This is a genomic window from Streptomyces sp. DH24, from assembly GCF_029813775.1.
Lineage (GTDB): Bacteria > Actinomycetota > Actinomycetes > Streptomycetales > Streptomycetaceae > Streptomyces.
Map to the genome: position 1 here is coordinate 100,184 of NZ_JARVKW010000016.1, position 23,762 is coordinate 123,945.

Sequence of the window (23,762 nt, forward strand, 5' to 3'; positions counted from 1 at the left end):
CGGTCGCCGTCAGTTCTTGCTGAGGATCAGACGGTCGTTGCCGTTGCGCTGCAGCAGCCCGGTCTTCTCGCGGAAGGATCCCAGCCGGACGAGCGTGGGGGCCTCGTACGCCTTCTTCATGCCATCACCTCGATGTGAGCGGTACCGTCGGCCTACTGTGCGGCCGGCGGCTGTGACACCAGCTAGCGGGGCGGCACATGGCACGGGCAAGACGCACGCCACAAGTCATATCAGCGGACCCCAAAGGGTCTTCTCCGGGCGTCGTTCCCCCCTCCCGCAGGCCCGGCCGCGTCCGCAGGGGGGTGGCGGGGGGCGGCTGTTGAGCGGCACGGGCCTGCTGACCTGGACGGTTCGGTCGGCGTACCGGGCGAAGTGGCGGCCGGACCGTGCACGCGGAGTGCGGGGGCGCCGCCCGGCGCACTGCGTACCGGGAACGCAACCGCTCACGGGACGCGTGCGGTCCACCGACCTGGTGCCGCGAAGACCGGCAGGGCCGTGGCCTACGGCCCTGCGGGCTCACGCCGCCGGCGATCTCCGTCCCGTCCGCCCCGTCGGCGCCCCGGCAGGGCAGCAGCAGGACGGGCGCCGCGTCCTCGGGCCCCCCGACCCGGTACGCGAGGGTGATGCCGTTGGCGTGAACGGTCCGCGGTTCGGTGTCCATGCCGGGGACCGTGTCCTGCGAGAGGACGCCGCCAAGTCCCGCTCTGCCGCGGGCAGATCGCCGCCCCGCCCGTCGAGGAATGCGGCGACACGGCGCACGAACCACTCCGGGTCGTCGAGCCGGGGGAAGTGGGCGTGCCGGGTGTCGCGCGGCAGGTGTTACTTCGCGGACACGGCCCGGCCCTGCGCGAAGCGGTCCCGCAGTTCCCGTTTGAGGATCTTGCCGCTGGCGTTGCGGGGCAGTCCCGGGACGAACAGGACGCGCTTGGGGGCCTTGAAGGAGGGGAGTTTCTCGCGGGCGTGGGCGATCAGTTCCGCCTCCGTGACCTCGCCGCGCGGCACGACGACGGCCGTGACCGCCTCGATCCAGTGGTCGTCGGGCAGGCCGACGACCGCGACCTCGGCGACCGACTCGTGGGTGTAGAGGGCGTCCTCGACCTGGCGCGAGGCGACCAGCACACCGCCGGAGTTGATGACGTCCTTCACGCGGTCCACGATCGTGAGGTAGCCGTCCGCGTCGCGCACCGCGAGGTCGCCGGAGTGGAACCAGCCGTCCCGGAAGGCCTCGGCGGTCTCCTCGGGCTTGTCCCAGTAGCCCTCGCACAACTGCGGTGACCGGTAGACGACTTCGCCCGGTGTGCCGTCGGGCGCGTCCTTGCCGTCCTCGTCGACCACGCGCGCCTCGACGAACAGGACGGGACGGCCGCAGGAGTCCATGCGTCCCTCGTGCTCGTCGGGCCCGAGGACGGTGGCCAGGGGGCCGATCTCGCTCTGGCCGAAGCAGTTGTAGAACGCCAGCCGAGGGAGCCGTTCCCGCAGCCGCTCCAGCACGGGCACCGGCATGATGGACGCGCCGTAGTACGCCTTGCGCAGGCCGTCGAGGTCACGGGTGGCGAAGTCGGGCCGGTTGGCGAGGGCGATCCATACGGTGGGCGGCGCGAACAGGCTGTCCACGCGGCCCTGTTCGACCAGGTCGAGGATGCGGTCGCCGTCGGGCGCGTCGAGGACGATGCTGGTCGCGCCGACCGCGAGGTACGGCAGCAGGAACACGTGCATCTGCGCCGAGTGGTACAGCGGCAGCGCGTGCACGGGCCGGTCGCCGGCGCGCAGGTCGAGGGCGGTGACGGCGCTCAGGTACTCGTGCACCAGCGCGCGGTGCGTCATCATCGCGCCCTTCGGCAGGGCGGTGGTGCCCGAGGTGTAGAGCAGCTGCACCAGGTCCTCGCCGCCCGGCTCGGGCCCGTCGTACGGCGTCGCCGTCGCCAGCCGCGTCAGCAGGGCGTCGTCGGTGTCGCGCAGCGGCAGCACGGGCACGCCGTCGGGGAGCCGGTCCGCGAGGTCGGGGTCGGCGAGCACCAGCGAACTGCCGGACTGGCCGACGATGTAGGCGAGGTCGTCGCCGGTGAGGTTCTGGTTGACCGGCACGTGCACGAGCCCGGCGCGGGCGCACGCGAGGAAGGCGATGAGGTAGGCGTCGGAGTTGTGGCCGTAGGCGCCGACCCGGTCGCCCGGGGACAGTCCCCGCGCGCGGAGCAGGCCCGCCGCGCGGGAGACGGCGGTGTCGAGTTCGCCGTAGGTCCAGGTGCGTTCCCCGTACTCCACCGCCACGCGGGCGGGAGTGCGCCGGGCGCTGCGCCGCAGCACCCCGTCGACCGTGCTGCCGTGTCCGGACGTCATGTCAGCCGATCCTGCGTGGGCCGCCCGGGGAGGTCAAGACGCCGCGCGTGGCCGGTGCCTGCCACAGACGGCTCCGGAGCGCTGACGTGCCGGATACCCGCTGTTACGCTCAACCGCTCCTTCCCCCGATGACGTTGGGAGGCACCATGCGCACCCGCCTGGGACGAGCCGGGGTCGTGGCCGCGGCTCTGCTCACCGCCGTGTCCGTACTGCCCGCGGCCGCCGCCGACGGGCAGGACCGGCAGGAGCGCCCGGCCCGCGGCGGTCTGTCGGCCGTCGTCCGCTACACCGAGTTCGGCATCCCGCACATCGTCGCCGAGGACTTCGCGGACCTCGGCTTCGGCACCGGGTGGGCGCAGGCCGCCGACCAGGTGTGCACGCTCGCCGACGGGTTCGTGACCGTGCGCGGGGAACGTTCGCGCTACTTCGGGCACGACGCCCGCGCGGACTCGGCGCTCTCGTCGGCCTCCACGAACCTGGCGAGCGACCTGTACTTCCGGGGCGTTCGGCAGGCGGGCACGGTCGAGAGGCTGCTGGGCGAGCCGGCGCCGCGCGGCCCGAGCCGGGCGGCGAAGGACCTGATGCGGGGGTTCGCGGCGGGCTACAACGCCTGGCTCGCGCAGAACCGCGTCACCGACCCGGCGTGCCGGGGCGCGGCGTGGGTGCGGCCGGTGACGACGCTGGACGTGGCGGCGCGCGGGTACGCGCTCGCCGTGCTCGGCGGTCAGGGCCGGGCCGTCGACGGCATCACGGCCGCGCAGCCGCCGGCCACGCGGGCCGGGCGCAGCGAGGCGGCCGCGGGAGACGAGGGGACCGACCCGGCGTCGGCGGCCCGCGCGGCGCGGGAGCTGTTCGCGGCCGACTCCTCCGGAATGGGCTCCAACGCGGTCGCGTTCAGCGGCGCGACCACGGCGGACGGCCGCGGTCTGCTGCTCGGCAACCCGCACTACCCGTGGCAGGGCGGCCGTCGCTTCTGGCAGTCGCAGCAGACCATTCCGGGCCGGCTGAACGTCGCGGGCGGTTCGCTGCTCGGCTCGGCCACCGTCTCCATAGGCCACAACGCGCACGTCGCGTGGAGCCACACCGTCGCCACCGGCGTCACCCTCAACCTCCACCAGCTGACGCTCGATCCGGCCGACCCGACGGCGTATCTGGTGGACGGCGTGCGCGAGCGCATGACGAAGCGGACCGTGACCGTCGCCGTGAACAACGGCTCGCCGGTGACGCGCACCCAGTGGTGGACCCGGTACGGCCCCGTCGTCACCTCCCTCGGCGCCTCGCTGCCGCTGCCCTGGACCGGTACGACGGCGTACGCGCTGGGTGATCCCAACGCGGCCAACCTGCGCGCCTCGGACACGGCGCTGGGCTTCGCCGCCGCCCGCGACACGAAGGACGTCCTGGGCGCGCTGCGGCGCACGCAGGGCCTGCCGTGGGTGAACACGATCGCCGCGGACTCGCGCGGCGGCACCCTCTTCACGCAGTCGCAGGTGCTGCCCCGCATCACCGACGAACTGGCGCGGCGCTGCTCCACCCCGCTCGGCAGGGCCACCTACCCCGCGTCCGGTGTCGCGGTCCTGGACGGCTCGCGCGGCGACTGCGCGCTCGGCAGCGACCCGGACGCCGTGCAGTCGGGCATCTTCGGTCCGTCCCGCATGCCGACGCTGACGGACGCGCCGTACGCGGAGAACTCCAACGACAGTGCCTGGCTGGCCAACGCGGACCGTCCGCTCACGGGCTACGAGCGGGTCTTCGGCACGGTCGGCACCGCCCGCTCGATGCGGACGCGCGGCGCCCTGCAGGACGTGGCGGCGATGGCGGACCGGGGCGCTCTGACCGTGCGGGACCTGCAGCGGCTGCAGTTCGCCAACCGGGTGCCCGCCGGTGACCTGGCCGCCGACGACGCGGCGAAGGCGTGTGCCGCGCTGCCGGGCGGGACGGCGACCGGCAGTGACCGCCGGACCGTGGACGTGTCCGAGGCGTGTGCCGTGCTCGCCTCCTGGGACCGCACGATGAACACCGGCAGCCGGGGCGCCCTGCTGTTCGACCGGTTCTGGCGCGGGCTGACCGCGACCGTGCCGGCGGCGCAGCTGTGGAAGGTGCCGTTCTCGGCGGCCGACCCGGTCGGCACGCCGCACACGCTCGACACGGCCGCGCCGGGCTTCCCGACGGCTCTCGCGGACGCGGTCGCCGAACTGCGGGCGGCGGGCGTTCCGCTCGACTCCCCGCTCGGGGAGCACCAGTTCGTGGTGCGCGACGGCGCGCGGGTCCCGGTGCCCGGCGGCACCGAGTCGCTGGGCGTGTGGAACAAGATCGAGCCGGTGTGGGACACGGCGCGCGGCCACACGGAGGTGACGACGGGCTCCAGCTACATCCAGGCCGTGGGCTGGGACGGGAGCCGCTGCCCGGTCGCCCGGACGCTGCTGACGTACTCCCAGTCCTCGAACCCGGCGTCGCCCCACGTCAGCGACCAGACGCGGCTGTTCTCGGCGGGGCGTTGGGTGACGTCCCGGTTCTGCGAGAAGGACGTTCTGTCCTCCCCGGAGCTGAGGGTGGTCCGGGTGCGCGAACGCTGAGGCGCGAACAACGGGACCCGCACGCACCATTGACACACCTCACCGCTGACACGAAAGTTTCATCGCGCGACACAGATCCGAAAGATACTTTCAGCCAGGTGTGACGGGAGGCTCTCGATGACCGAGGACGCGGTGAGCGGCAGAGCGGACGGCGGCGGTCTGACCCGGCGTCAACTGGGCGGGGCGGCCGTGGCGCTGGGCGGCGCGGTGGCCTTCGCCGCGCTCCCGGCCGGACCGGCCGCGGCGGCGGAGGCGGCGGGCCGGGCCACCGTGCTGCGGCGCGGCTCCGCCGAGGACGCCGGGCTGCTCCCGGACCATCTGCGTCAACTGGTCACCGACGCCGAGACGTTCCTCGGCCCCTCCCCCAAGCACCCCTGGTACGCGGGTGCCGTCCTGCTCGCCGGGCGGGGCGGCACCGTCGCGCTGCACGAGCCGATCGGCACGGCGGTGCGCTACAAGGCGTACGACGAGAAGACCGACACCGGCGTCGAGTTCCCGGCCGACGAGCAGATCCCCATGGCCGAGGACACGGTGTTCGACCTCGCGTCGGTGTCCAAACTGTTCACCTCGATCCTCGCCGTCCAGCAGATCGAGCGCGGCGCACTGCGCCTGGAGGCGCCCGTCGCCTCGTACCTCCCGGAGTTCGGCCGGGCCGGCAAGCAGGACATCACGATCCGTCAGCTCCTCACCCACACCTCGGGCTTCCGCGCGTGGATCCCGCTCTACAGCGCGCCGACGTACGAGCAGAGGATCCAGCGCGTCTACGACGAGGCGCCGCTGAACCCGCCGGGCACCGTGTACCTGTACTCGGACCTGAACCTGATCTCCCTGCAACTGGTCCTGGAGCGCGTCACCGGCCGCGCCCTGGACGCACTGCTGCACGACGAGATCACCGGCCCGCTCGACATGGCCGGCACCCGCTTCAACCCGCCCGCCTCCTGGAAGCCGCGCATCGCCGCGACCGAGGACGCGCGCAAGCCGTGGTCGGGCCTGGACCGAGGGCTCGTGTGGGGCGAGGTGCACGACGAGAACGCCTTCAGCCTGGGCGGCGTCGCGGGCCACGCCGGAGTGTTCTCCCGGGCGTGGGACCTCGCGGTGCTGGGCCGGACGCTGCTCAACGGCGGTGCCTACGGCCGGGCGCGCATCCTGCGGCCGGAGTCGGTGGAGCTGATGTTCACCGACTTCAACACCGCCTTCCCCGGCGACGAACACGGTCTCGGCTTCGAGCTCTACCAGCACTGGTACATGGGCGCGATGGCCACGCCGCGCACGGCCGGGCACACCGGCTTCACCGGCACCGCCCTGGTCCTCGATCCGACGACCGACTCGTTCCTGGTGGTGCTCGGCAACTCGGTGCACCCGGTACGCAGCTGGCGTTCCGGGTCGGCGCCCCGGATGGTGGCGGCGAACAACCTGGCACGGGCGGTTCCGGTCCGTCCGGCGCACGGGCGGTCGGCCTGGTTCTCCGGCATGGCGAGCGCCACGGCCGCGACGCTCACGCTGCCCGCCCTGGACACCTCGGCGGGCGACGCACGGCTGGTGTGCGCCCTGTGGTGGGACACCGAGCCGCGTGCGGACACGCTCGTGCTGGAGGCCGCCACGGAGGGCGACGACGCCTGGCGACCGGTGCCGTTCACGACGTCGCGCCGGGGCGGAGAGGCGCGGGAGCATCCGGCCGGTTCGGTCACCGGCTGGTCGGGCCGCGTGTGGCACCGGCTCACCGCCGACCTGCCGGCCGCCCGCCGCCTCACCCTGCGCTGGCGGTACGCGACGGACCGGCTGTACGTGGGGCGCGGGGTCTACGTCGACAGGGTGCGCGTCGAGTCGGCCGGCGACGTCCTGTTCGCCGACGCGCGCCCGGCGGACGCGGCGCGTGTCGAGACGGTGGGGTGGACGGCGTCGGCCGACTGAGTGGCGCTACTGGTGGAAGACCGCCTTCTGCACCTCGTTCGGGCCGTCGAAGCTGTTCTCCTTCAGGCTGTCGAGGCGGCTGACGATCTTGTCGTCCGCCTTGTTCCTGCGGGCGCACTCGACCAGCGACTTCTTGTCGGTCGGGTAGTCCATGCCGCTGAGCGCCTTCTGCAGGTCGATGGGGCTGAGCTCGGCCATGGCACCTGCCTCACTTCACATCGTGATGTACGTGATGTCCGTTGTGTCGCAGTACCCAGCCGTGGCCGGGCCACACAGCTTCACGCGTCCGGTGTCGCCTCCAGCACCGCCATGGCCGCGTTGTGCCCGGGGACGCCGCTCACGCCACCGCCGCGTACCGCGCCCGCGCCGCACAGCAGCACGTTCGGGTGCCGGGTCTCGACGCCCCAGCGGCCGGTGCCGTCCTGGGCATGCGGCCAGGACAGTTCCCGGTGGAAGATGTTGCCGCCGGGCAGTCCGAGGTCGCGCTCCAGGTCGAGCGGGGTCTTCGCCTCGATGCAGGGCCGCCCGTCCGCGTCGGTCGCCAGGCAGTCGGCGAGGGGTTCGGCCAGGTGGGTGTCGAGCTGGGCGAGCGTCGACGTCAGCAGTTCCTCGCGCACGGCGTCGTTGTCCTGGTCGAACAGCCGGGCCGGGGTGTGCAGCCCGAACAGGGTGAGCGTGTGACAGCCCCGTTCCGCCAGGTCGGGGCCGAGGATCGTCGGGTCGGTGAGCGAGTGGCAGTAGATCTCGGAGGGCGGCGCGTCGGGCAGCCGGCCGGCCGAGGCCTGGGCGTGCGCGACGGCCAGCTGCTCGTAGCCCTCGGCGATGTGGAAGGTGCCGGCGAACGCCTCGCGCGGGTCGACGGACTCGTCGCGCAGCCGGGGCAGCCGCTTCAGCAGCATGTTCACCTTCAGCTGGGCGCCCTCGGCGGGCGGCGGGGGTGTGTCGCCGGTCAGGGCGGCCAGTTCGCTCGGCGCGGCGTTCACCAGGACGTGCCGCGCGGTGACGGTGCCCTCCGCGTCGGCGGTCCGGTAGGTGACCTCGGCCGAGCGGCCGTCCGTGTCGATCCGTACGGCCTCGTGGCCGGTGGCGATCACGGCGCCCGCCGTGCGCGCCGCGGCGGCCAGCGCGTCGGTGAGGGCGCCCATGCCGCCGACCGGCACGTCCCAGGCGCCGGTGCCGCCGCCGATGACGTGGTAGAGGAAGCACCGGTTCTGCGCCAGTGACGGATCGTGCGCGTCGGCGAACGTGCCGATCAGGGCGTCGGTGAGGACCACGCCCCGGACCAGGTCGTCGGCGAAGCGCTCCTCGATCACGGCACCGATCGGCTCCTCGAAGATCGCCCGCCAGGCGTCCCCGTCGTCGACGCGGCGGCGCAGCTCGTCCCGGGTGGGCAGCGGCTCCGTGAAGGTCGGGAAGACCCGCCGGGCGACATGGCCGGTCATGGCGTAGAAGCGCTGCCAGGCCTCGTACTCGCGGTCGGAGCCGGTGAGCCGGGCGAACGCCTCCCGGGTCCGCCGCTCGCCGCCGCCGACGAGCAGCCCGGTCGGCCGCCCGTCCCGTTCGGCGGGGGTGTACGAGGAGACCGTGCGGGTGCGCAGCCGGAAGTCCAGGCCCAGGTCGCGCACGATCTTGGCGGGGAGCAGGCTGACCAGGTACGAGTACCGGGACAGGCGGGCGTCGACGCCGGCGAAGGGCTTGGTCGACACGGCGGCCCCGCCGGTGTGGTCCAGCCGTTCCAGCACCAGCACCGACCGTCCGGCGCGGGCCAGGTAGGCGGCGGCGACGAGGCCGTTGTGGCCGCCGCCGACGATCACGGCGTCAAAGGTGCGGTGTGCTGCGTGTGCGGTCATGGCTCTTGCTAACACGTGGTGATCCACGTCGGCCAGGGGTGGACCCCGCCCGGGCCGGTGGCCGGCGTGCGGGACGCCCCGCCGCCGGGAGACCGGAGGCGGGCACGACGGTCACCCCGCGGTGCCGGCGCGGTCCGCGTCGCTCTGCCCCGGCACGTCAGGTACGGCGTGCGCCCGCCCGAGTCTGTGCGGTGCCGGACGGGCCTCGGGGCCGAGCCTGGCCACGGCGCGCAGGATGTGCTTCGGCGGGAGCTGCCAGCGCACCTGCGCCGGGACCCGGCGCAACAGGGCCCCCGCTGCGCGCAGTCGGAGGGTCACCGTGACCGGGCCGGGGGCCGGCCTGCCGTACAGCTGGTGGGCGAACGGTGGCAGGGCGTCGTACGCCAGGCGCGCCACGCGCCGCCACAGCAGCTCGCGCGCCGGTACGAGGAGGGGGTGCACCGGCGGGCGGAGGAGGAAGTCGTAGACCTCGCGGGCCTCGGGTCCGGCGGCGAGTTCGGGGCGGGTCCTCGTGAAGTAGGCGGCCAGTCCGGCCCGGTCGGCGGGCACGGTGCCGGGGTCGAGGCCCACCAGGCGGGCGCTTTGCAGGTGTTCGGCGACGTAGCGGTCGGCCTCGGCGTCGGTGAGGCGGAAGCCGGAGCGGCGCAGCACGTTCAGGTAGGAGTCGATCTCCGCGCAGTGCACCCAGAGCAGCAGCTCCGGTTCGTCGATCCGGTACGCCTCGCCGGTGTCCGGGTCGGTGGCCCGGAGCGTGTCGTGGATCTTCCGGACCCGGGCACCGGCCCGCTCGGCGGCCTCGGTGGTGCCGTAGGTCGCGGTGCCGACGAAGTTCGCGGTGCGCAGCAGGCGGCCCCAGGCGTCGCGCCGGAAGTCGGAGTTCTGCAGCACGCCGCGTACCGCGCGCGGGTGCAGGGCCTGGAGGTAGAGCGCGCGGATTCCGGCGATCCACATCACCGGGTCGCCGTGCATCTGCCAGGTCACGGACTGCGGGCCGAACAGGCCCGGGTCGCCCGGGTGGTCAGCCGTCACACCACCCAGGTTAGGCCGCTGACGGCGGATTCCCCAGAGCGTGCGCCGGGCGATGTCGTCGCGGGCACACCGTGATCGTCGCGTTGTCAGTGGGTGCCGCTAGGTTCATGGGTGTCCCGCCGCTCTGGCGTGGATTTCCTTTCGTGCTGCGCTTTTGGGAGATGGTGCGTTGTCAGGCTGGGAGAGGTCGAGCACGGCGCGGGTGATGTCGCCCGCCAGGCCGCGGAAGCTCGCCAAGGTCCCGTTCGTCGAGCTGGCCGACGGACGTCTGCAGGGAGTGGTGTCCAGCGGCTCGGACATCGAGCGGGTCTACGTCTCGTCGGTCGCGGCGGGGTCGTACGCGTTCGCGTGCAGCACCAACAACAACCGGCCGTGCGGGGGCGCCCGGGGGTCGTTCTGCAATCACATACGGGCGCTGGTCAACGAGGCGGTGCTGCAGTACGGCGCCGAGCGCGTGGCCCGCTACCTGCGCGTGGAGACCGGGGACCAGGAGCCGAGCGCCCCGGTGCTCACGACGGCCATGACGAGCACGAGCCCGCCCCAGGGCGACACCGCGGCGGCGGCGCCGGTGTTCAGCCGGTTCCTGCGCCACCTGGCCTATCTCGAACTGGCCCCGGCGACCGCCCCGTTGCCGGAGATGCAGTGGTTCCCGCCGACCAGGGCGGTGGCGTGATGCGTACCGACCTGCTGGCCGAACCCGTCGACGGGCTGGACGAGGCGCTCGCGGCCGTGGACGCCTTCGACGGTGCCCTCGCCGCCGGGCTGCTGCGGCCCCAGCCGGCGCAGGCCGCCGCGCTGGGCGGGCTCGCCGACGCCGTCGCGGGCGCACCGCTGGCCGCCCGGGCCGCCGAGGCGGCCGAGAAGGCGGCGGCCGGGGCCGCGGGCGAGGACCACTTCCTGGCCCTCGCCGCCGCCCGTACCGCCCTGCTGGGTTCCGTGCACGACGCCCTGACCGCTCGGGTCGAGGAGGCGACCGGCCGGGCACGGGGTGAGGCGCCGGGCCCGTCCGCCGGCGAGCCGCACGGGGCGAACCTGCTGGCCGCCGCCCGGTCCTGGCTGGCCGATCTGGCGCGCGCCGGATGGCGGGGCATGGACCACGACGTGGTGTCCGGCGCGGCCCGGATCGTCTCCGCGATGCTGCCGGACCCGGCGCTGCGCCGCCCGGCCACGCTCCTGGACGGCTTCGCGGCGGAACTCGCCGCGTCCTGCCCGGGCGCCGCCCTGGACCGGGTGCCGGAGCGCCGCTGGGCCGACCTGTGGTCCCACGCGATGCTGCTGACGGTGCCGGGCGCGGCAGCCATGCCGGAGGCCGGCCCGGTCACCGGCCGGCTCCTGCCGCTCGGCGTCGACCTGCACGAACACGCCACGGCCGTTCAGGCCCAGGTCCACGCGGTGTTCGAGCCCGCGGACGGCGGCACGCCCCGGCTGGTCCGGGCGAGCGTGTCCGCGCCGAAGCCGGACTCCGTCGTCGGCGCCGGACTGTGGCAGTTGCTGCGCCCGCACATGTCGCTGCTGGCCGCCGTGAGCGAGGGCCGGGCCATGGAGCTCACCGGCATGCCGCTGACCGCCGGGGGCGACCTCCTCTGGAGCGACGAGCTCGCCCGCGCGGGCGAGAGCGCCGACGCCTTCGCCACCGCCCGCGTGGCCCTGCCCACCGCGGCCACCGCGCCGACCGCGCCCCTGGACCGGCATCCGGCGCGCATCGCGGTGCCCGTCTTCCTGGAGGGCTACGCCGCCCGGCAGGACGACGACGGCCTCACCTTCGGCCTCGCCGGGCACGCCGTCGCCGTGGACACCGACCGCATCCCGGCCGCCGGTCCGCTCACGCCGGAGGCCGTCGCCAAGTCGGGCGCGTGCATCGGGCTGCTGCGCTGGGACGCCGGGGAGTTCGTCGTGCAGCCGCTGGCGGTGGAGACGACGGTCCGCAAGAAGGCCGTCACGGTGCACGCGGGGGCGTGGGCCGGCGGCACCACCGACAAGGCCGGCGTCAAGGCCGAGAAGGCCGCCACCGACGCCGTGGCCGTGCTGCGGGAGCGGGCCGGAAGGTTGCTGCGGAAATGACCCAGGAGACGAACGAAACCCCGGACGCTCCCGCCGTCGACCCGGGCGCCAACCGCCGGCAGGTCCTGTACTGGCGGCTCCTCGCCCGCCTCTTCGACCAGGAGGAGCAGGCCACGCTGGAGTCCGCGAGCCTCTCCGTCGTCGAGGACATCGGCCTGCCGGCCGCGCTGCTCGACCCGGGGGCCTCCGTCGACTCCGTCGTGCAGCGCCACCCGGAACTGGCGGCCGAGTTCGACGGACTGATGACGCCGGACGCCGATACCGACCGCGACCGGGACGCGGAGGTCCGGCGGGCCGCCCTGGTGTCGAAGGTGCTGCTCAACGTGTTCTCCTCGGGCACCGGCACGGTCACCGCCGGGCAGCTCGCTCGCTGGCAGTCCGACGCGGGCTGGCTGGAGCGGGCCCTCGGCTGCAAGCCGGGCGAGCTGCGCGGCGGCCGGGCCGGCGGCGGGGCCGGGCGGGGTGCCGGCCCGACCGGTACCGGGGGCGGCGGCACGACGCCCGACCTCGGCACGCTGATCCCGGCGATCGGCCCGGAGCTCGGCGCGATCGAGGCGGACCTGGTCAAGCGCATGCACCTGCGGGAAGTGCTCGCCGACCCGAAGCTCGCCGCGCAGCTCACCCCGAGCATGTCGCTGATCGAGCAGCTCCTGCGGGACAAGAACAACCTGTCGGGCGTCGCCCTCGCCAACGCCAAGGCGCTGATCCGCCGGTTCGTCGACGAGGTCGCCGAAGTGCTGCGCACCCAGGTGGAGAAGACCACCGTGGGCGCCCTGGACCGGTCGGTGCCGCCGAAGCGGGTGTTCCGCAACCTGGACCTCGACCGCACCATCTGGAAGAACCTCACCAACTGGGACCCGGAGGAGGAGCGGCTCTACGTCGACCGCCTCTACTACCGGCACACCGCCCGCCGGACGACTCCGCAACGCCTGATCGTCGTCGTGGACCAGTCGGGTTCGATGGTCGACTCGATGGTCAACTGCACCATCCTGGCGTCGATCTTCGCCGGGCTGCCCAAGGTGGACGTCCACCTGATCGCGTACGACACGCAGGCGCTCGATCTGACGCCGTGGGTGCACGACCCGTTCGAGACGCTGCTGCGCACCAACCTGGGCGGCGGCACGGACGGCACGGTCGCCATGGCGCTGGCCCAGCCGAAGATCGCCGAGCCGCGCAACACGGTCGTGGTGTGGATCTCCGACTTCTACGAATGGCGCCGGGAGCCCCTCTTCGAGAGCATGGCCGGCATTCACCGCTCGGGCGCGAAGTTCATCCCGGTCGGGTCGGTGACCAGCTCCGGCCGCGGCAGTGTCGACCCGTGGTTCCGGGAGCGGTTCAAGGACCTCGGCACGCCGGTGCTCTCCGGCCACATCCGCAAGCTCGTCCAGGAACTCAAGACGTTCCTCGCCTGACGCTTCGTCAGGCCGATCCACCTTCTTTGTCTTCGTACATCCCTCTTCCTTCCTTCGTCTTCCGTACCGAAAGGCACGTCATGTCCGACCTGTTGCGCGCCCCCGCCGAGCTCAAGTACGCCGAGGAGCTGGACTGGCTGGAGTCCGTCGACGACAACCCCAAGCCGTTCTCGTGGCGGCTGTCGCCGAAGATGGTCCGGCTGTTCATTCTGGGCTCCGAGCGCTCCGACGGCCTGGACCGGGAGATCTCCCAGAAGTGGTTCGGCGACCGCAGCTTCGTCGAGCGTTCCATCGTCACCCTGGCCTCCGACCGCGGCCTGCTGCTGATCGGCGACCCCGGCACCGGCAAGAGCTGGCTGGCCGAGCTGCTGTCCGCGGCGATCTGCCGCAACTCCACCCTGGTCGTGCAGGGCACGGCGGGCACCACCGAGGACCACATCAAGTACTCGTGGAACGTGTCGATGGTCATCGCCAAGGGCCAGTCGCGGGAGTCGATGATCCCCTCGCCGATCATGACGGCGATGGAGGCCGGCGCGATCGGCCGGTTCGAGGAACTGACCCGTTCCACCAGCGACGTCCAGGACGCGCTGATCTCGATCCTGTCCGAGAAGTACATCTCGGTGCCGGAGCTCGGCAGCGACCGGGACAGCGACAACATCGTCTTCGCCAAGCCCGGCTTCTCGATCATCGCCACCGCCAACAGCCGCGACCGGGGCGTCAACGACCTGTCCTCCGCGCTCAAGCGCCGCTTCAACTTCGTGCGCATCCCGGTGGTGACGAACAAGAAGAGCGAGGCGGAGATCGTCCGCTTCCGCACCGAGGAACTGCTGCGCCGCCACCAGATAGAGCTGGACGTGCCGCCGACGCTGCTGGACGTGCTGCTGCAGAGCTTCGCCGACCTGCGCGCCTCGGCCGCGGCGGCGGGCAGCGACGACGAGAAGCTGGAGTCCGCGCTGTCCACCGCCGAGCAGATCGGCGTCCTGGAGGACGCGATCCTGCACGGGAACTTCTTCGGCGAGCGCGCCCTGACCGCCCGCACGCTCGCCTCCTCGCTCGTCGGGTCGCTGGCCCGGCGGGAGCCCGAGGACCTGGCCATCCTCAACAAGTACCTGCACGGCGTGGTCGAACCGCGCAGCAAGGAAGAGGGCGGCTCCTGGCCGGAGTTCCTGGAGGGCGGCCGCGACGCGATCGCCACCCTGTCATGAGCGGCGGCCACGAGAGCGCCTTCGCGGCACTGCGGGGCCAACTCCGGGAGGCAGCCGCGGCGTTCGCCGACGGGCCGGGCGCCCTGGAGGGCATCCTCCTCGGCATCGTCGACGACGTGGACCGCGCGGTGCGCGAACCGCTGGAGATCTTCCCGGTCTGCCACCACTCCCCCGCCTCCGCGCTGGCGATGGCCCGCCGGCTGCGCGAGAAGCAGCCGAAGGTCGTGTACCTGGAGCTGTGCGAGGACATGGCGCCGCTGCTGACCGAGCTGCGCAACTGCCGGCTGCCGGTGGCGGTCCAGGCGTTCGCGTCCGAGATCGACGGTTTCCCGGTCGAGTGGGCACCGCTGTCGGTGGTCGCGCCGATCACGGAGGCGTCGGCCGAGTACCAGGCGATCGCCTACGCGCTGGACACGCCGGGCGTCGAACTGGTCCTCGTCGACCGGTCCTCGGACCACGTGTTCCAGTGGGACGCGCGCGGCGAACGGCAGACCGGGCAGGCCGGCCCGGACGCGCCGCCCGCCGAGGAGGAGGCCGCGCTGCACGGCGACGCCGTCGGCGTGGAGATCGGCGACCTGCGGCCGCGCTTCGCCGAGCTGGAGGAGCACCTGCTGCGGCACGGCAAGGTGCGGCACTGGTCGGAGTGGTGGCACCAGTACGTGGAGCTGCCGCTCGGCGACAGCGACCACGACACCTACCGGCAGGTCATGCTGCTGATCGGCAGCCTGTTCCGGCGCCTGGCGCCCGGCGACCCGCACCGGGTGCGCGTCGACGAGGACCGCGAGCGGTACATGTGGACCCGGATGCGGGAGCACCTTGCGGCGACGGGCACCGATCCGGAGGACTGCCTGTACGTGTGCGGCGCGTTCCACGCGGCCAGCCGGGTCGAGGAGTTCGGCGTGGCGGGTTCGGACGGCTTCGAGATCTCGCCGCGCTCGGCGACGAAGTGGCAGCACGGTCTGATCCCGTCGAGCCACGCCGCGATCGAGGCGCAGTTCGGCCTCGCCGCCGGTTCGGTGTCCATCGCGGCGACCCTGTGGGCGAAGAACCTCAGGCGGACGCGGGTGCGGCCGTACCGGCTGGCGGGGCAGGCGGGCACGAAGAAGGCGAAGAAGGCCGTCACCGCGCCCCCTGCCCCGGTGGCCCGGGCACCGGAGGCGTCCGACAAGCTGACGGGGTTCCTGCAACGGCCGCCGGTCATCGACCAGTTGGACGAGGCCGAGCTGCTCGGCTGGTCGGTGGACATCGTGCGCGCCGCCCGCCGCAACGGCTATCTCGCCTCCACCGCCGACGCCATCGCGGTGTTCGAGACGTCCATCCTGCTGGCCGGGATGCGCGACCGGGCCAAGCCGACGCCGTACGACTTCCAGGACGCGGCCGTCACCTGCATCGAGAAGGACGTCGTGCCGGGCCGGCGGGACGTGCGCAGGCTCGTCGAGATCATGATGGGCGGCGACCGGATCGGCCAGGTCGGCTACGACGCGCTGCCGCCGCTCGCCCGTGACGTGCACGACCGGCTGGAGCCGCTCGGTCTCAAACTGCAGCAGCGCGGGGTGCGACGGGCCCTGCTGGACATCGCCGGCCGGCCGGAGCTGGAGGCCTGCTCGGACGTGCTGTGGATGCTGCGGTATCTGATGCCGCACGGCGCCGCACGGCCGATCATGGGCGAGCGCACGCTCGGCGAGCGGCCCATCCAGGAGTCCTGGGACCTGGCGCTCGGCACCCACCAGCGGGCGCTGATCGAGCTCGGCTACGAGGGCGTCAGCATCGAGCAGGTCCTGGAGCAGCGGCTGCGCCGCACGGCGTACGACGCGCGCGCCACGGCGGCGACGGTGCTGCAGACGGTCGAGGACGCCACGCTGTACCTGCGCAGCCGACGGCTCGCCGACGAGCTCGGCACGCGCGCCCTTGAGGTGCTGTCGGCCGAGCGCAGCGTCGACGGCGCGCCGGAGGTGCTGCGCCGGGTGCGGCGGCTGCTGGCGTACTACCGCACCAGCGAGCCGGTGCTGCCGCAGTGGATCGAGCAGTTCACGAAGACGGGCTACGCGCACTACTGCACGCTGCTGCCCACGGCGTTCACCGACGAGGACGCGACGGTCGGGCAGGTGGCGGCGATGCTGGGGTTCCTGTTCGGCATGGAGGGCCTGGCGCTGTCGCTGGGCTGCGACCGCACGCAGCTGGAGCTGGCGGTCGGCCAGTCGCATCCGGAGGACCCGGCGAAGTCGGCGCTGCTGTGGGCGGCGCAGACCCATCTCGGCACCCTGTCCCGGGCGCGGTTGCGGGAGCGGTGCGACGAGCTGCTCGGCAACCCGCTGGTGCTGCCCGCCTATCCGCGGTACCTCAGCGGTTTCCTGCACGCGCTCGTGCCGGTGCCGGGGCTGACCGACTTCGTCGTGGAGGCGGTGTCGAACGCGTTCGCTCGGCTGCCGGACCCGGTGCTGCTGCCGTGGCTTCCGACGCTGATCAGCACGCTGCGCTCGGGTGGCGCCGAGCTGGCTCCGCTGCTGGTCAGGGAGGCCGGGCGGATCTTCCCCGGCCGGCTGGCGGCGCTGGACTCGTGGGTGCCGCCGTGGCTGGCGCAGCCCGACCCGGCCGCCGCGCTCCCGAAGCGGCGCGCGGCGGCCGGCGGTGTCGCCCTGCTCGCGGCGCACCCCGCCACGTGCGACGCGGTGGCGGAGCTGCTGGGCTGCGACGGGGAGTGGGCCGCGCCGGGCGGCGGCCCGGACGGGGTGGCCCTGCTGGGCCGGCATCCGGAGACGGCCGTGGCGCTGGAGGCGCTGCTGGCCCGGTCCTGACCGGCCGTTCCGGTGCGGGGAGGGACGGCCGGCGGTGTCCGGCCGGCCCTTCCCGCGTCACCTGAGCGTGGCCAGGAAGTCCGTGCAGGCCTGGGCGCATTCGCGGCAGGCCTTCGCGGTGTCCTCGGCGCCCGGGTGGTCGTCGAAGACCTGAGCGCCCTCCAGGCACACGGTGCGGCACCACTCCAGTTGCATGCGGATGGCGCCCTCGTCCACCTGGTTCTGTTCGGAGAGCACTCGGCACGTCGCGTCGCACACCTCCGCACACATGATCGCCTTGCGTCGTACGAGTTCCTGTTTCTCGCTCCCGTCCGGCTCCACGAGGCTCGCGCGCAGCGCGCACGCCCTGGCGCACTCGGTGCACGCCTGAGCGCAGGCGAAGCGGTCCTCCAGGAACCGGAAGAGCTCCTGCTGGGATGTCGTGGTCACACGGCGCGGGTAGCCGTCGCCGACGGCGTCAAACCCGGTGGTCCCAAGGGTTCCGGCCAGTTTTCGCGGCGGGGTGCCGGGCACTCGGGGCGCACCGGCCCGACGACGGACGGAGGTGGGTCCCGTGCCCGGACGACAGGAGCTCCCGTCGACCCTGGAGCGGTCCGCGAGGGACGCGCAGCGCACCTGGATCAAGGCGCACGACTCGGCGGTGGAGCAGTACGGCGAGGGCGAGCGCGCCCACCGGGTGGCGTTCGGAGCGCTGAAGCACACGTACGAGAAGGTCGGCGACCACTGGCAGCGCAAGGAGGCCGGCCGCAAGGGCCCCTCGGACCCGCGGTCGGCACGACCCCGCGGGCAGGGCGGCCGCAGCGGTGAGGGCGTCGACGAGCAGGCGTCGAAGCGGCACCTGTACGACCTGGCCCGTGACCTGGGCATCGACGGACGCTCGCGGATGTCGAAGGCGGAGCTGCTGGACGCGATCCGCAAGGCGAACCGCGCCAAGACCCGCGCGGCCCGGTCGCGGTGATCGGGTTCATGCCGGGCGGCCGGGGTACTCGCCGCCCATGAACACCGTATCGATGGACATCGCCGCAGGTCGGGGTGCGGTCGGCGGCGGACTGCTGGTGGCGGGACTGATCGTCGTCGCGGTACTGATCGGCGCGTTCGTATTCGGAGTTCGCGTCATGCGCCGCGAGTCACGACGGCCCCGGCGCGAGGAGCAGCCGCACCTGCCCGCCGACGGCCCGGTCCGCGAGGTGCGGGAGAACCGGGCGCCGGACGAGATGCCGCGCAGCGACGAGCGGATCCTGCCGCACGACCTGCCGGCCCACGGCAACTCCGGCAGCCGCACGGACCCGTCGGCGGACCGGCCGCGCTGGAACGACGGCAGCAGCGGCTCGTTCGGCAGTGGCGGCCCGGGCGGCCGCTGACCGCGCCGGACCGCGACCGCACCCGGTCGCACGTGAGGCCGTCGCCGCGTCGTGCAAGCCGTCGCACAGAGGGAGTGAGAACCATGGCAGACCCCGCCCGCAACACCCTGCCGCTGCCCGACTACGACCATCTGCCCCTCGGTGGACTGGAGAGCCGCGTGCGGTCGCTGTCCGCCGAGGAGGTGGAGGACCTGCTCGCCTACGAGCGGTCGCACGCCGACCGGCTCCCTGTGACGGAGCTGCTGACCGCCCGCCTGGAGCAGCTGCGGTCCGGCGCCGAGCCGACGTCCGGTGACCCGGGCGCGCTGCGGCCCGAGAGCAGTTCCGGTCGTGCGGGTTCGCCGGTGTCGCCGGCGACGTCGCCGGAGCCGTTCAGCCCGCCGCCGCACGGCACCCCGGACCAGCGGGGCAAGCCGAAGGGTGACCGCACCTAGGCCGTGTCCGCGAAGTGGCGCAGGTCCGCCGTTTTCCGGCACGGCGACGGAAGGGCCCGGGCAGTCGCCCGGGCCCTTCGGCGTGTGTGGACGCGCCGCCGGCCGGACCGGCGCTCGCCTCCCGATCCGGCGCGGTGCGGGGCGGGCCCGGCCGCCCGGCTTGCCTGCCCCGCCCCCGGGACTGCGCCCCCGGCCGGCGCGTTCAGTCGGACAGCGCGAGCGTGGTCGTCCCGCCGGGCTCCAGGCGGACCGCGCGGCCGGGCAGTCGCAGGTCGATGGGCGGCAGGTCGGAGGACGGCACGGTGACCTCCATGTGTCCGGACTCCAGCCGCAGCCGGACGCCCCAGTGGCCCTGGTAGCGGACGGAGAACCCGTAGGAGGACAGCTCCGGCAGCGGCACGGGGTCGAGCCAGAGGGCTCCACCGCGGGTCTCCATACCGGTGAGGCCGCGCTGCACCAGGTCGAGGGTGCCGGCCATGGCGCCCAGATGGATGCCCTCGCCGGTGGTGCCGCCCTGCACGTCGGCGATGTCGCCCCGCAGGGCCTCCTGGCAGAACTTCCACGCCTCGGCGCGGCGGGCGCGGGCCAGGACCCAGCCGTGCACCAGGCCGCTGAGCGTCGAGCCGTGGCTGGTGCGGTGCAGGTAGTGGTCGACGGTGCGCCGCCAGGTGTCCTCGTCGAGCCGCAGCCCCAGCCGCCGGAACAGGTTCTGGAGTTCGCCGGGTGAGAACAGGTAGCCGAGCATCAGCACGTCGGCCTGCTTGGAGGCCCGGTAGCGGTTGACGGTGTCGCCCTCGGCCTCCAGGATCCGGTCCAGCCGGCGGATGTCGCCGTAGCGCTCCTGGTAGCCGTCCCAGTCGAGCTCGGCGAGGTCGCCGTAGCCCTCGAACTGGCTGACGACACCCTCGTGGAACGGCACGTGCAGGGTGCGCGACACCTCCTCCCAGCGCGCGGTCTCGTCGTCCCCCAGGCCGATGCGCTCGACGAGTTCACGCCGGCGCGGCTCGGGCAGCGTGTCCAGCAGCTCCAGCGTCCGGGACAGCACCCAGGCGGCGGTGACGTTGGTGTACGCGTTGTCGTCCAGGCCGGGTTCGGTGGCCCCGGGGTACGCGTCGTGGTACTCGTCGGGGCCCATCACGCGCAGGATGCGGTGCCGTCCGAGGGTGTTGTCCCAGGAGGCCGAGTCGCCCCAGAACCGGGAGATCTGGAGCATCATCTCGGCGCCCTTGGTGTGCAGGAACTCGGCGTCGCCGCTCGCCTCGCAGTACTGCCACACGTTGTACGCGATGGCCGAGCCGACGTGGTGCTGGAGGTGGGTGTGGTCGGGCAGCCAGCGTCCGGAGCGGGGGTTCAGGTGCAGTTGCTGGGTCTCCTCCCGGCCGTCGCTGCCGCTCTGCCAGGGGTACAGCGCTCCCCGGCGGCCGATGTCGCGGGCGGCGGTGCGGGCCCGCTCCAGGCGCCGGTGGCGGTAGCGCAGCAGGGCGCGGGCGACCTCGGGGAAGTGCAGGTTGAGGAAGGGCAGCACGAACAGCTCGTCCCAGAAGACGTGCCCGCGGTAGGCCTCGCCGTGCAGTCCCCGGGCGGGCACGCCGACGTCGAGGTCGGCGGTGTGCGGGGACAGCGTCTGCAGGACGTGGAAGAGGTGCAGCCGCAGGATGCGTCCGGCGTCGCCCGGGACGTCGAGCCGGGCACGCCGCCACAGCTGGTTCCAGGCCGTGCGGTGCGAGGCCAGCAGCGCGTCGAAGCCGGGCGCCCGCCCGACCCGGTCGACCGCGGCGTACAGCGGGTCGCTGATCGCCGGGTCGCGGGAGGTGTGCAGGGCGACGGTCTTGTCGACGGTGGCGGTCCGTCCGTCCGTCAGGCGCAGCCGGGCCAGCTGCCGGGTGACGGGCGGTTCGTGCCGGATGGTCAGGGGCGCGCCGTCGGCGGTGACGCGGGACGCCATGCCGATGCGGATGTCGGAGGTGCGGGTGCGGCAGCGCAGCCACACCCGGTCGGGGGCGGCGGTCCCGGCGTGCACGTGGGTCAGGTGGCGGCCGTCCAGGTCCCGGTAGCGGGGCACACCGTCGTTGGTGACGCCGCCGTCGAGGGCCGCCGCGACCTCCAGCTCGCCGGAGAACCCCTCGGCGGTGAACTCGGTGCGCAGCGCCGCCAGATGCGGGTCGGCCATGTGCACGAGCCGCTGCTGGCGCACGGCGAGTGCGCGGCCGTCGCCGAGGTCGAACCGGGTGCGGCGTTCCAGCACGCCCGGGCCGAGGTGCAGGACCTGACGGTGGTCGAGGACGGGCGCGGTGTCCGGGGTCAGCCACTTCCCTCCGGCGAGGCGGAACCGCAGGGGCAGCCAGTTGGGCACGTTGACCATGTCCTCGTTCTCGACCCGGCGGCCCGACACCTCGGAGGTGAGCCGGTTGTAGCAGCCGGCCACATAGGTGCCCGGGTAGTGCACGTCGTCCGCGGTGCACTCGGGGAGGACGCCCCGGCTGCCGAAGTAGCCGTTGCCGAGGGTGCACAGGGACTCCCGCAGCCGCTCCTCGACCGGGTCGTAGCCCTCGTACTCCCAGGTCAGGTCCGGCAGTTCGGCCGGTTCCGGTGCCTTCACCGGTTCGGTCGGTTCGGTCGGTTCCGTCACGTCGGTGCTCCTCATTCACTCGCCCGGGCCGGGTCGCCGGCCGCCGCGGGCCGTGTCGAGCAGTTCCGCGAGGTCGCGTACGACGAGGTCGGCGCCGTGCCGCAGCAGGCCCTGCCGGGTCTCCTCGCTCGCGGCGCGGTCCACCCCGACGACGAGGGCGAACCCTCCGGCCCGGCCCGCCGCCACGCCCGCCAGCGCGTCCTCGACGACGGCGGCGCTCCCGGCCGGGACGCCGAGCCGCCGCGCGGCCTCCAGGAAGAGGTCGGGGCGCGGCTTGCCCGGCAGGCCGAGACGGGCCGCCTCGCCGCCGTCGACGAGCACGTCGAAGAGGTCGAGTACCCCGGCCCGGGTCAGCAGCTCGCCGGCGTGCCGGGAGGCGGACGCCGCCGCGCGCGGGACGCCGGCCCGGCGCAGGGCCCGCACCAGCCGTACCGTGCCCGGGTAGGCGTCGACGCCGTCCTCGCGCAGGCGCCGGGTGAACAGGGCCTCCTTCGCCTCGGCGACGGCACGCACCGCCTCGTGGGAGGGGTCGGGCACGCGGGAGGCGAGGAACGCGGCGGCGCCGTCGAGCCGGGACCTGCCGTCCACGTACCGCAGGTAGTCGTCCCGCACGTCGAACGGGCGCCGCAGGGCGGGGTCGGGGGGCGGATGTGCGCGCAGGTAGGCGTCGAAGGCCTCCTTCCAGGCGGCGGCGTGCACCCGGGCCGAGTCGGTGATCACTCCGTCGGTGTCGAAGACGACGCCGCGCACGTCGCGCAGCTCGGCGGCGAGCACGTCGGGGGACGTTCCGGTGGTGCCGGTGCGGTGCGCGGGCTGCTCCATCGTCCGCACCGCCTTTCGCCGGGTCGGGGGCCGGTTCGCGGGCCCTGTCGGATGCGTGCAGAACCAGCGTCCACCGTCGGCGGGCCGCGCGCAGCCGGGCGGGCCGGACGGCCCTGGCGGTTCCGGGGCGGGTGTGGTCTGCTGAAGGGAGACGGGAAGGACCCGTGTGTGAAGACGCGGAGAAGCGGCCTCGAGCCGTGCACCGCGCAATCCGGATCCGCGAGAAGCGGATGGGTCCTTCCCGCCGCCGTGTCGTGCCGCTCCCGCGGTCCGTCAGACGGTGGACGCGCCCGTGGCCCTGGGTTCCCCGGCCTGGCGCGGCAGCACCCCCGTCCGCTCGCGGCCCCGGGCCAGCGCGTCCAGATGGGCCCGGACGTAGGGCACGGCGACCTTGTCGAGTTCCCCGTCGACGAACGCCGGGTGGACGTTGACCTCGAAGACGACCCCGCCGTTCTCGGGCGCCAGGTCGACACCGGCGAACGGCAGGCCGACCGAGGCGGTCGCGGCGACGGCGAGTGAGGCCAGGTGCGGGGGCAGGTCGGCGGGGGCGAGGGGTACGGGGGTGGCGCCGCGGCAGGTGTTGCAGGGGGTGTCGGGCGCGGGCTGGACGTGCTCGCGGGCGTGGATGACGCGGCCGTGCAGGACGAACACCCGCAGCTGGTGGCGGGCGCCGCCCGCGGTGAAGTTCCCGGCGTCGCGGGACAGGAGCCAGTCGGTGCCGCGCCGGGCGTAGAAGGCGGTGGCGTGTTCCAGGGCGTCGGTGGTGGTGACGTGGAAGGTGTCGTCGCCGCCGGTGCCGACCACGGGCCGGGCCCAGGTGTCGCCGCCGAGCCTGTCGAAGGCGGCCCGGGCCTGAGCCGGGGTGGGCCGGGACAGGACGACGGTCTCCATCTGGGCGACGCCGTCTTGCTGGAGGCGTGCGACGGTCAGGTCCTTCTCGGTCGCCGTCCGCCAGGCCTGCGGGCCGGCGTCGAGCGTCACCGCGCCGTGCCCGTGCAGCAGGTCCTGGAACGCGGCGAGTCCGGCCCGGCGGTGCGGCGGGATCTCGTAGAGCAGGACGACGTCGGGCACGAAATCCAGCTCCTCTTCGGGCACTTGGAGCCGTAAGCGGCCCCCGGCGGGAGTCGCGCGGCCGGTTCCGCCGGCGGCGAAGTGCCGGGCGGCCACGCGGACCGGTGGCGCGCCGGTGAGCAGTTCGACGGCCTGGGCGAGGTACTCCCGGCAGCCTTCGGACGAGGTGGGGTCCGCGATCAGGGCGACGCGGGGTCGGGACACAGCAGCCTCCAGCGACGATCGACGCGCATCGGCCGCGCCCTGGGCGACGCGGCCCGAGCGACTTGCGG

The 23,762-nt window shown here is 73.8% G+C and carries 19 protein-coding genes; 10 read left to right on the forward strand and 9 right to left on the reverse strand.

Features of this window, described 5'->3' with window-relative positions; translation table 11 throughout:
* Window positions 1-9: 9 nt before the first annotated feature.
* Both QC282_RS15560 and QC282_RS15565 read right to left on the reverse strand, forming a co-directional pair.
* On the reverse strand, window positions 10-120 hold the full coding sequence (locus QC282_RS15560; RefSeq protein ID WP_107063896.1) for a keywimysin-related RiPP: 111 nt from the start codon (window positions 118-120) through the stop codon (window positions 10-12).
* 699 nt (window positions 121-819) lie between these two features.
* Window positions 820-2,337 carry an acyl-CoA synthetase gene (locus QC282_RS15565; RefSeq protein ID WP_279549976.1) on the reverse strand — a complete coding sequence of 506 codons (1,518 nt, stop codon included), beginning with the start codon at window positions 2,335-2,337 and terminating at the stop codon, window positions 820-822.
* A 146-nt stretch (window positions 2,338-2,483) separates the two neighbouring features.
* On the opposite strand from QC282_RS15565, the gene QC282_RS15570 reads away from it, so the two are divergent.
* The gene (locus QC282_RS15570) at window positions 2,484-4,910 is read left to right on the forward strand and encodes a penicillin acylase family protein (protein WP_279549977.1); all 2,427 of its coding nucleotides are present in this window, start codon (window positions 2,484-2,486) and stop codon (window positions 4,908-4,910) included.
* A gap of 117 nt (window positions 4,911-5,027) precedes the next feature.
* Complete coding sequence (locus QC282_RS15575; RefSeq protein ID WP_279549978.1) at window positions 5,028-6,821, forward strand: serine hydrolase domain-containing protein; 1,794 nt, start codon at window positions 5,028-5,030, stop codon at window positions 6,819-6,821.
* Window positions 6,822-6,827: 6 nt separating this feature from the next.
* On the opposite strand, the gene QC282_RS15580 is transcribed toward QC282_RS15575, so the two are convergent.
* From QC282_RS15580 to QC282_RS15590, 3 genes are all read right to left on the reverse strand, one after another.
* The gene (locus QC282_RS15580; RefSeq protein ID WP_279549979.1) at window positions 6,828-7,019 is read right to left on the reverse strand and encodes a DUF2795 domain-containing protein; all 192 of its coding nucleotides are present in this window, start codon (window positions 7,017-7,019) and stop codon (window positions 6,828-6,830) included.
* A gap of 80 nt (window positions 7,020-7,099) precedes the next feature.
* Window positions 7,100-8,671 carry an NAD(P)/FAD-dependent oxidoreductase gene (locus QC282_RS15585; RefSeq protein WP_279549980.1) on the reverse strand — a complete coding sequence of 524 codons (1,572 nt, stop codon included), beginning with the start codon at window positions 8,669-8,671 and terminating at the stop codon, window positions 7,100-7,102.
* A gap of 111 nt (window positions 8,672-8,782) precedes the next feature.
* Window positions 8,783-9,640 carry an oxygenase MpaB family protein gene (locus QC282_RS15590; protein ID WP_279550026.1) on the reverse strand — a complete coding sequence of 286 codons (858 nt, stop codon included), beginning with the start codon at window positions 9,638-9,640 and terminating at the stop codon, window positions 8,783-8,785.
* Between the two features lie 265 nt (window positions 9,641-9,905).
* Between QC282_RS15590 and QC282_RS15595 the strand changes: the two genes are divergently transcribed.
* From QC282_RS15595 to QC282_RS15615, 5 genes are all read left to right on the forward strand, one after another.
* Window positions 9,906-10,373: a hypothetical protein gene (locus QC282_RS15595; protein ID WP_279549981.1), complete on the forward strand. Its 468-nt coding sequence runs from the start codon at window positions 9,906-9,908 to the stop codon at window positions 10,371-10,373.
* The gene (locus QC282_RS15600; protein ID WP_279549982.1) at window positions 10,343-11,761 is read left to right on the forward strand and encodes a hypothetical protein; all 1,419 of its coding nucleotides are present in this window, start codon (window positions 10,343-10,345) and stop codon (window positions 11,759-11,761) included. Before QC282_RS15595 ends, QC282_RS15600 begins: the two co-directional genes overlap by 31 nt.
* Window positions 11,758-13,173 carry a VWA domain-containing protein gene (locus QC282_RS15605; RefSeq protein ID WP_279549983.1) on the forward strand — a complete coding sequence of 472 codons (1,416 nt, stop codon included), beginning with the start codon at window positions 11,758-11,760 and terminating at the stop codon, window positions 13,171-13,173. The genes QC282_RS15600 and QC282_RS15605 overlap by 4 nt, the downstream gene beginning before the upstream one ends.
* Window positions 13,174-13,253: 80 nt before the next feature.
* On the forward strand, window positions 13,254-14,378 hold the full coding sequence (locus QC282_RS15610; RefSeq protein ID WP_279549984.1) for an AAA family ATPase: 1,125 nt from the start codon (window positions 13,254-13,256) through the stop codon (window positions 14,376-14,378).
* Window positions 14,375-17,173, forward strand: coding sequence for a DUF5682 family protein (locus QC282_RS15615; RefSeq protein ID WP_279549986.1), 2,799 nt, complete (start codon window positions 14,375-14,377; stop codon window positions 17,171-17,173). Before QC282_RS15610 ends, QC282_RS15615 begins: the two co-directional genes overlap by 4 nt.
* Before the next feature lie 57 nt (window positions 17,174-17,230).
* Here QC282_RS15615 and QC282_RS15620 read toward each other — a convergent pair whose 3' ends face one another.
* The gene (locus tag QC282_RS15620) at window positions 17,231-17,602 is read right to left on the reverse strand and encodes a ferredoxin (RefSeq protein ID WP_279549987.1); all 372 of its coding nucleotides are present in this window, start codon (window positions 17,600-17,602) and stop codon (window positions 17,231-17,233) included.
* Between the two features lie 124 nt (window positions 17,603-17,726).
* Here QC282_RS15620 and QC282_RS15625 point away from each other — a divergent pair, with 124 nt between their 5' ends.
* From QC282_RS15625 to QC282_RS15635, 3 genes are all read left to right on the forward strand, one after another.
* Window positions 17,727-18,131 (forward strand): ChaB family protein, encoded by a 405-nt coding sequence (locus QC282_RS15625; protein WP_279549989.1) that lies wholly within the window; start codon window positions 17,727-17,729, stop codon window positions 18,129-18,131.
* A 37-nt stretch (window positions 18,132-18,168) separates the two neighbouring features.
* Complete coding sequence (locus QC282_RS15630; RefSeq protein WP_279549990.1) at window positions 18,169-18,534, forward strand: DUF6479 family protein; 366 nt, start codon at window positions 18,169-18,171, stop codon at window positions 18,532-18,534.
* An 83-nt stretch (window positions 18,535-18,617) separates the two neighbouring features.
* Window positions 18,618-18,968: a hypothetical protein gene (locus QC282_RS15635; protein WP_279549991.1), complete on the forward strand. Its 351-nt coding sequence runs from the start codon at window positions 18,618-18,620 to the stop codon at window positions 18,966-18,968.
* 202 nt (window positions 18,969-19,170) lie between these two features.
* Here the strand turns inward: QC282_RS15635 and QC282_RS15640 are convergent, their stop codons facing one another.
* From QC282_RS15640 to QC282_RS15650, 3 genes are all read right to left on the reverse strand, one after another.
* On the reverse strand, window positions 19,171-21,543 hold the full coding sequence (locus tag QC282_RS15640; RefSeq protein WP_279550027.1) for a glycoside hydrolase family 65 protein: 2,373 nt from the start codon (window positions 21,541-21,543) through the stop codon (window positions 19,171-19,173).
* A gap of 69 nt (window positions 21,544-21,612) precedes the next feature.
* On the reverse strand, window positions 21,613-22,419 hold the full coding sequence (locus QC282_RS15645) for a beta-phosphoglucomutase family hydrolase (protein ID WP_279549992.1): 807 nt from the start codon (window positions 22,417-22,419) through the stop codon (window positions 21,613-21,615).
* A gap of 273 nt (window positions 22,420-22,692) precedes the next feature.
* On the reverse strand, window positions 22,693-23,694 hold the full coding sequence (locus QC282_RS15650) for an alpha-L-glutamate ligase (protein ID WP_279549993.1): 1,002 nt from the start codon (window positions 23,692-23,694) through the stop codon (window positions 22,693-22,695).
* Window positions 23,695-23,762: the final 68 nt, after the last annotated feature.

Coding starts and splice junctions, on each gene's coding strand:
- QC282_RS15560 (WP_107063896.1), bottom strand. CDS start 120: ATGAAGAAGGCGTACGAGGCCCCCACGCTCGTCCGGCTGGGATCCTTC.
- QC282_RS15565 (WP_279549976.1), bottom strand. CDS start 2,337: ATGACGTCCGGACACGGCAGCACGGTCGACGGGGTGCTGCGGCGCAGC.
- QC282_RS15570 (WP_279549977.1), top strand. CDS start 2,484: ATGCGCACCCGCCTGGGACGAGCCGGGGTCGTGGCCGCGGCTCTGCTC.
- QC282_RS15575 (WP_279549978.1), top strand. CDS start 5,028: ATGACCGAGGACGCGGTGAGCGGCAGAGCGGACGGCGGCGGTCTGACC.
- QC282_RS15580 (WP_279549979.1), bottom strand. CDS start 7,019: ATGGCCGAGCTCAGCCCCATCGACCTGCAGAAGGCGCTCAGCGGCATG.
- QC282_RS15585 (WP_279549980.1), bottom strand. CDS start 8,671: ATGACCGCACACGCAGCACACCGCACCTTTGACGCCGTGATCGTCGGC.
- QC282_RS15590 (WP_279550026.1), bottom strand. CDS start 9,640: ATGCACGGCGACCCGGTGATGTGGATCGCCGGAATCCGCGCGCTCTAC.
- QC282_RS15595 (WP_279549981.1), top strand. CDS start 9,906: ATGTCGCCCGCCAGGCCGCGGAAGCTCGCCAAGGTCCCGTTCGTCGAG.
- QC282_RS15605 (WP_279549983.1), top strand. CDS start 11,758: ATGACCCAGGAGACGAACGAAACCCCGGACGCTCCCGCCGTCGACCCG.
- QC282_RS15610 (WP_279549984.1), top strand. CDS start 13,254: ATGTCCGACCTGTTGCGCGCCCCCGCCGAGCTCAAGTACGCCGAGGAG.
- QC282_RS15615 (WP_279549986.1), top strand. CDS start 14,375: ATGAGCGGCGGCCACGAGAGCGCCTTCGCGGCACTGCGGGGCCAACTC.
- QC282_RS15630 (WP_279549990.1), top strand. CDS start 18,169: ATGAACACCGTATCGATGGACATCGCCGCAGGTCGGGGTGCGGTCGGC.
- QC282_RS15635 (WP_279549991.1), top strand. CDS start 18,618: ATGGCAGACCCCGCCCGCAACACCCTGCCGCTGCCCGACTACGACCAT.
- QC282_RS15645 (WP_279549992.1), bottom strand. CDS start 22,419: ATGGAGCAGCCCGCGCACCGCACCGGCACCACCGGAACGTCCCCCGAC.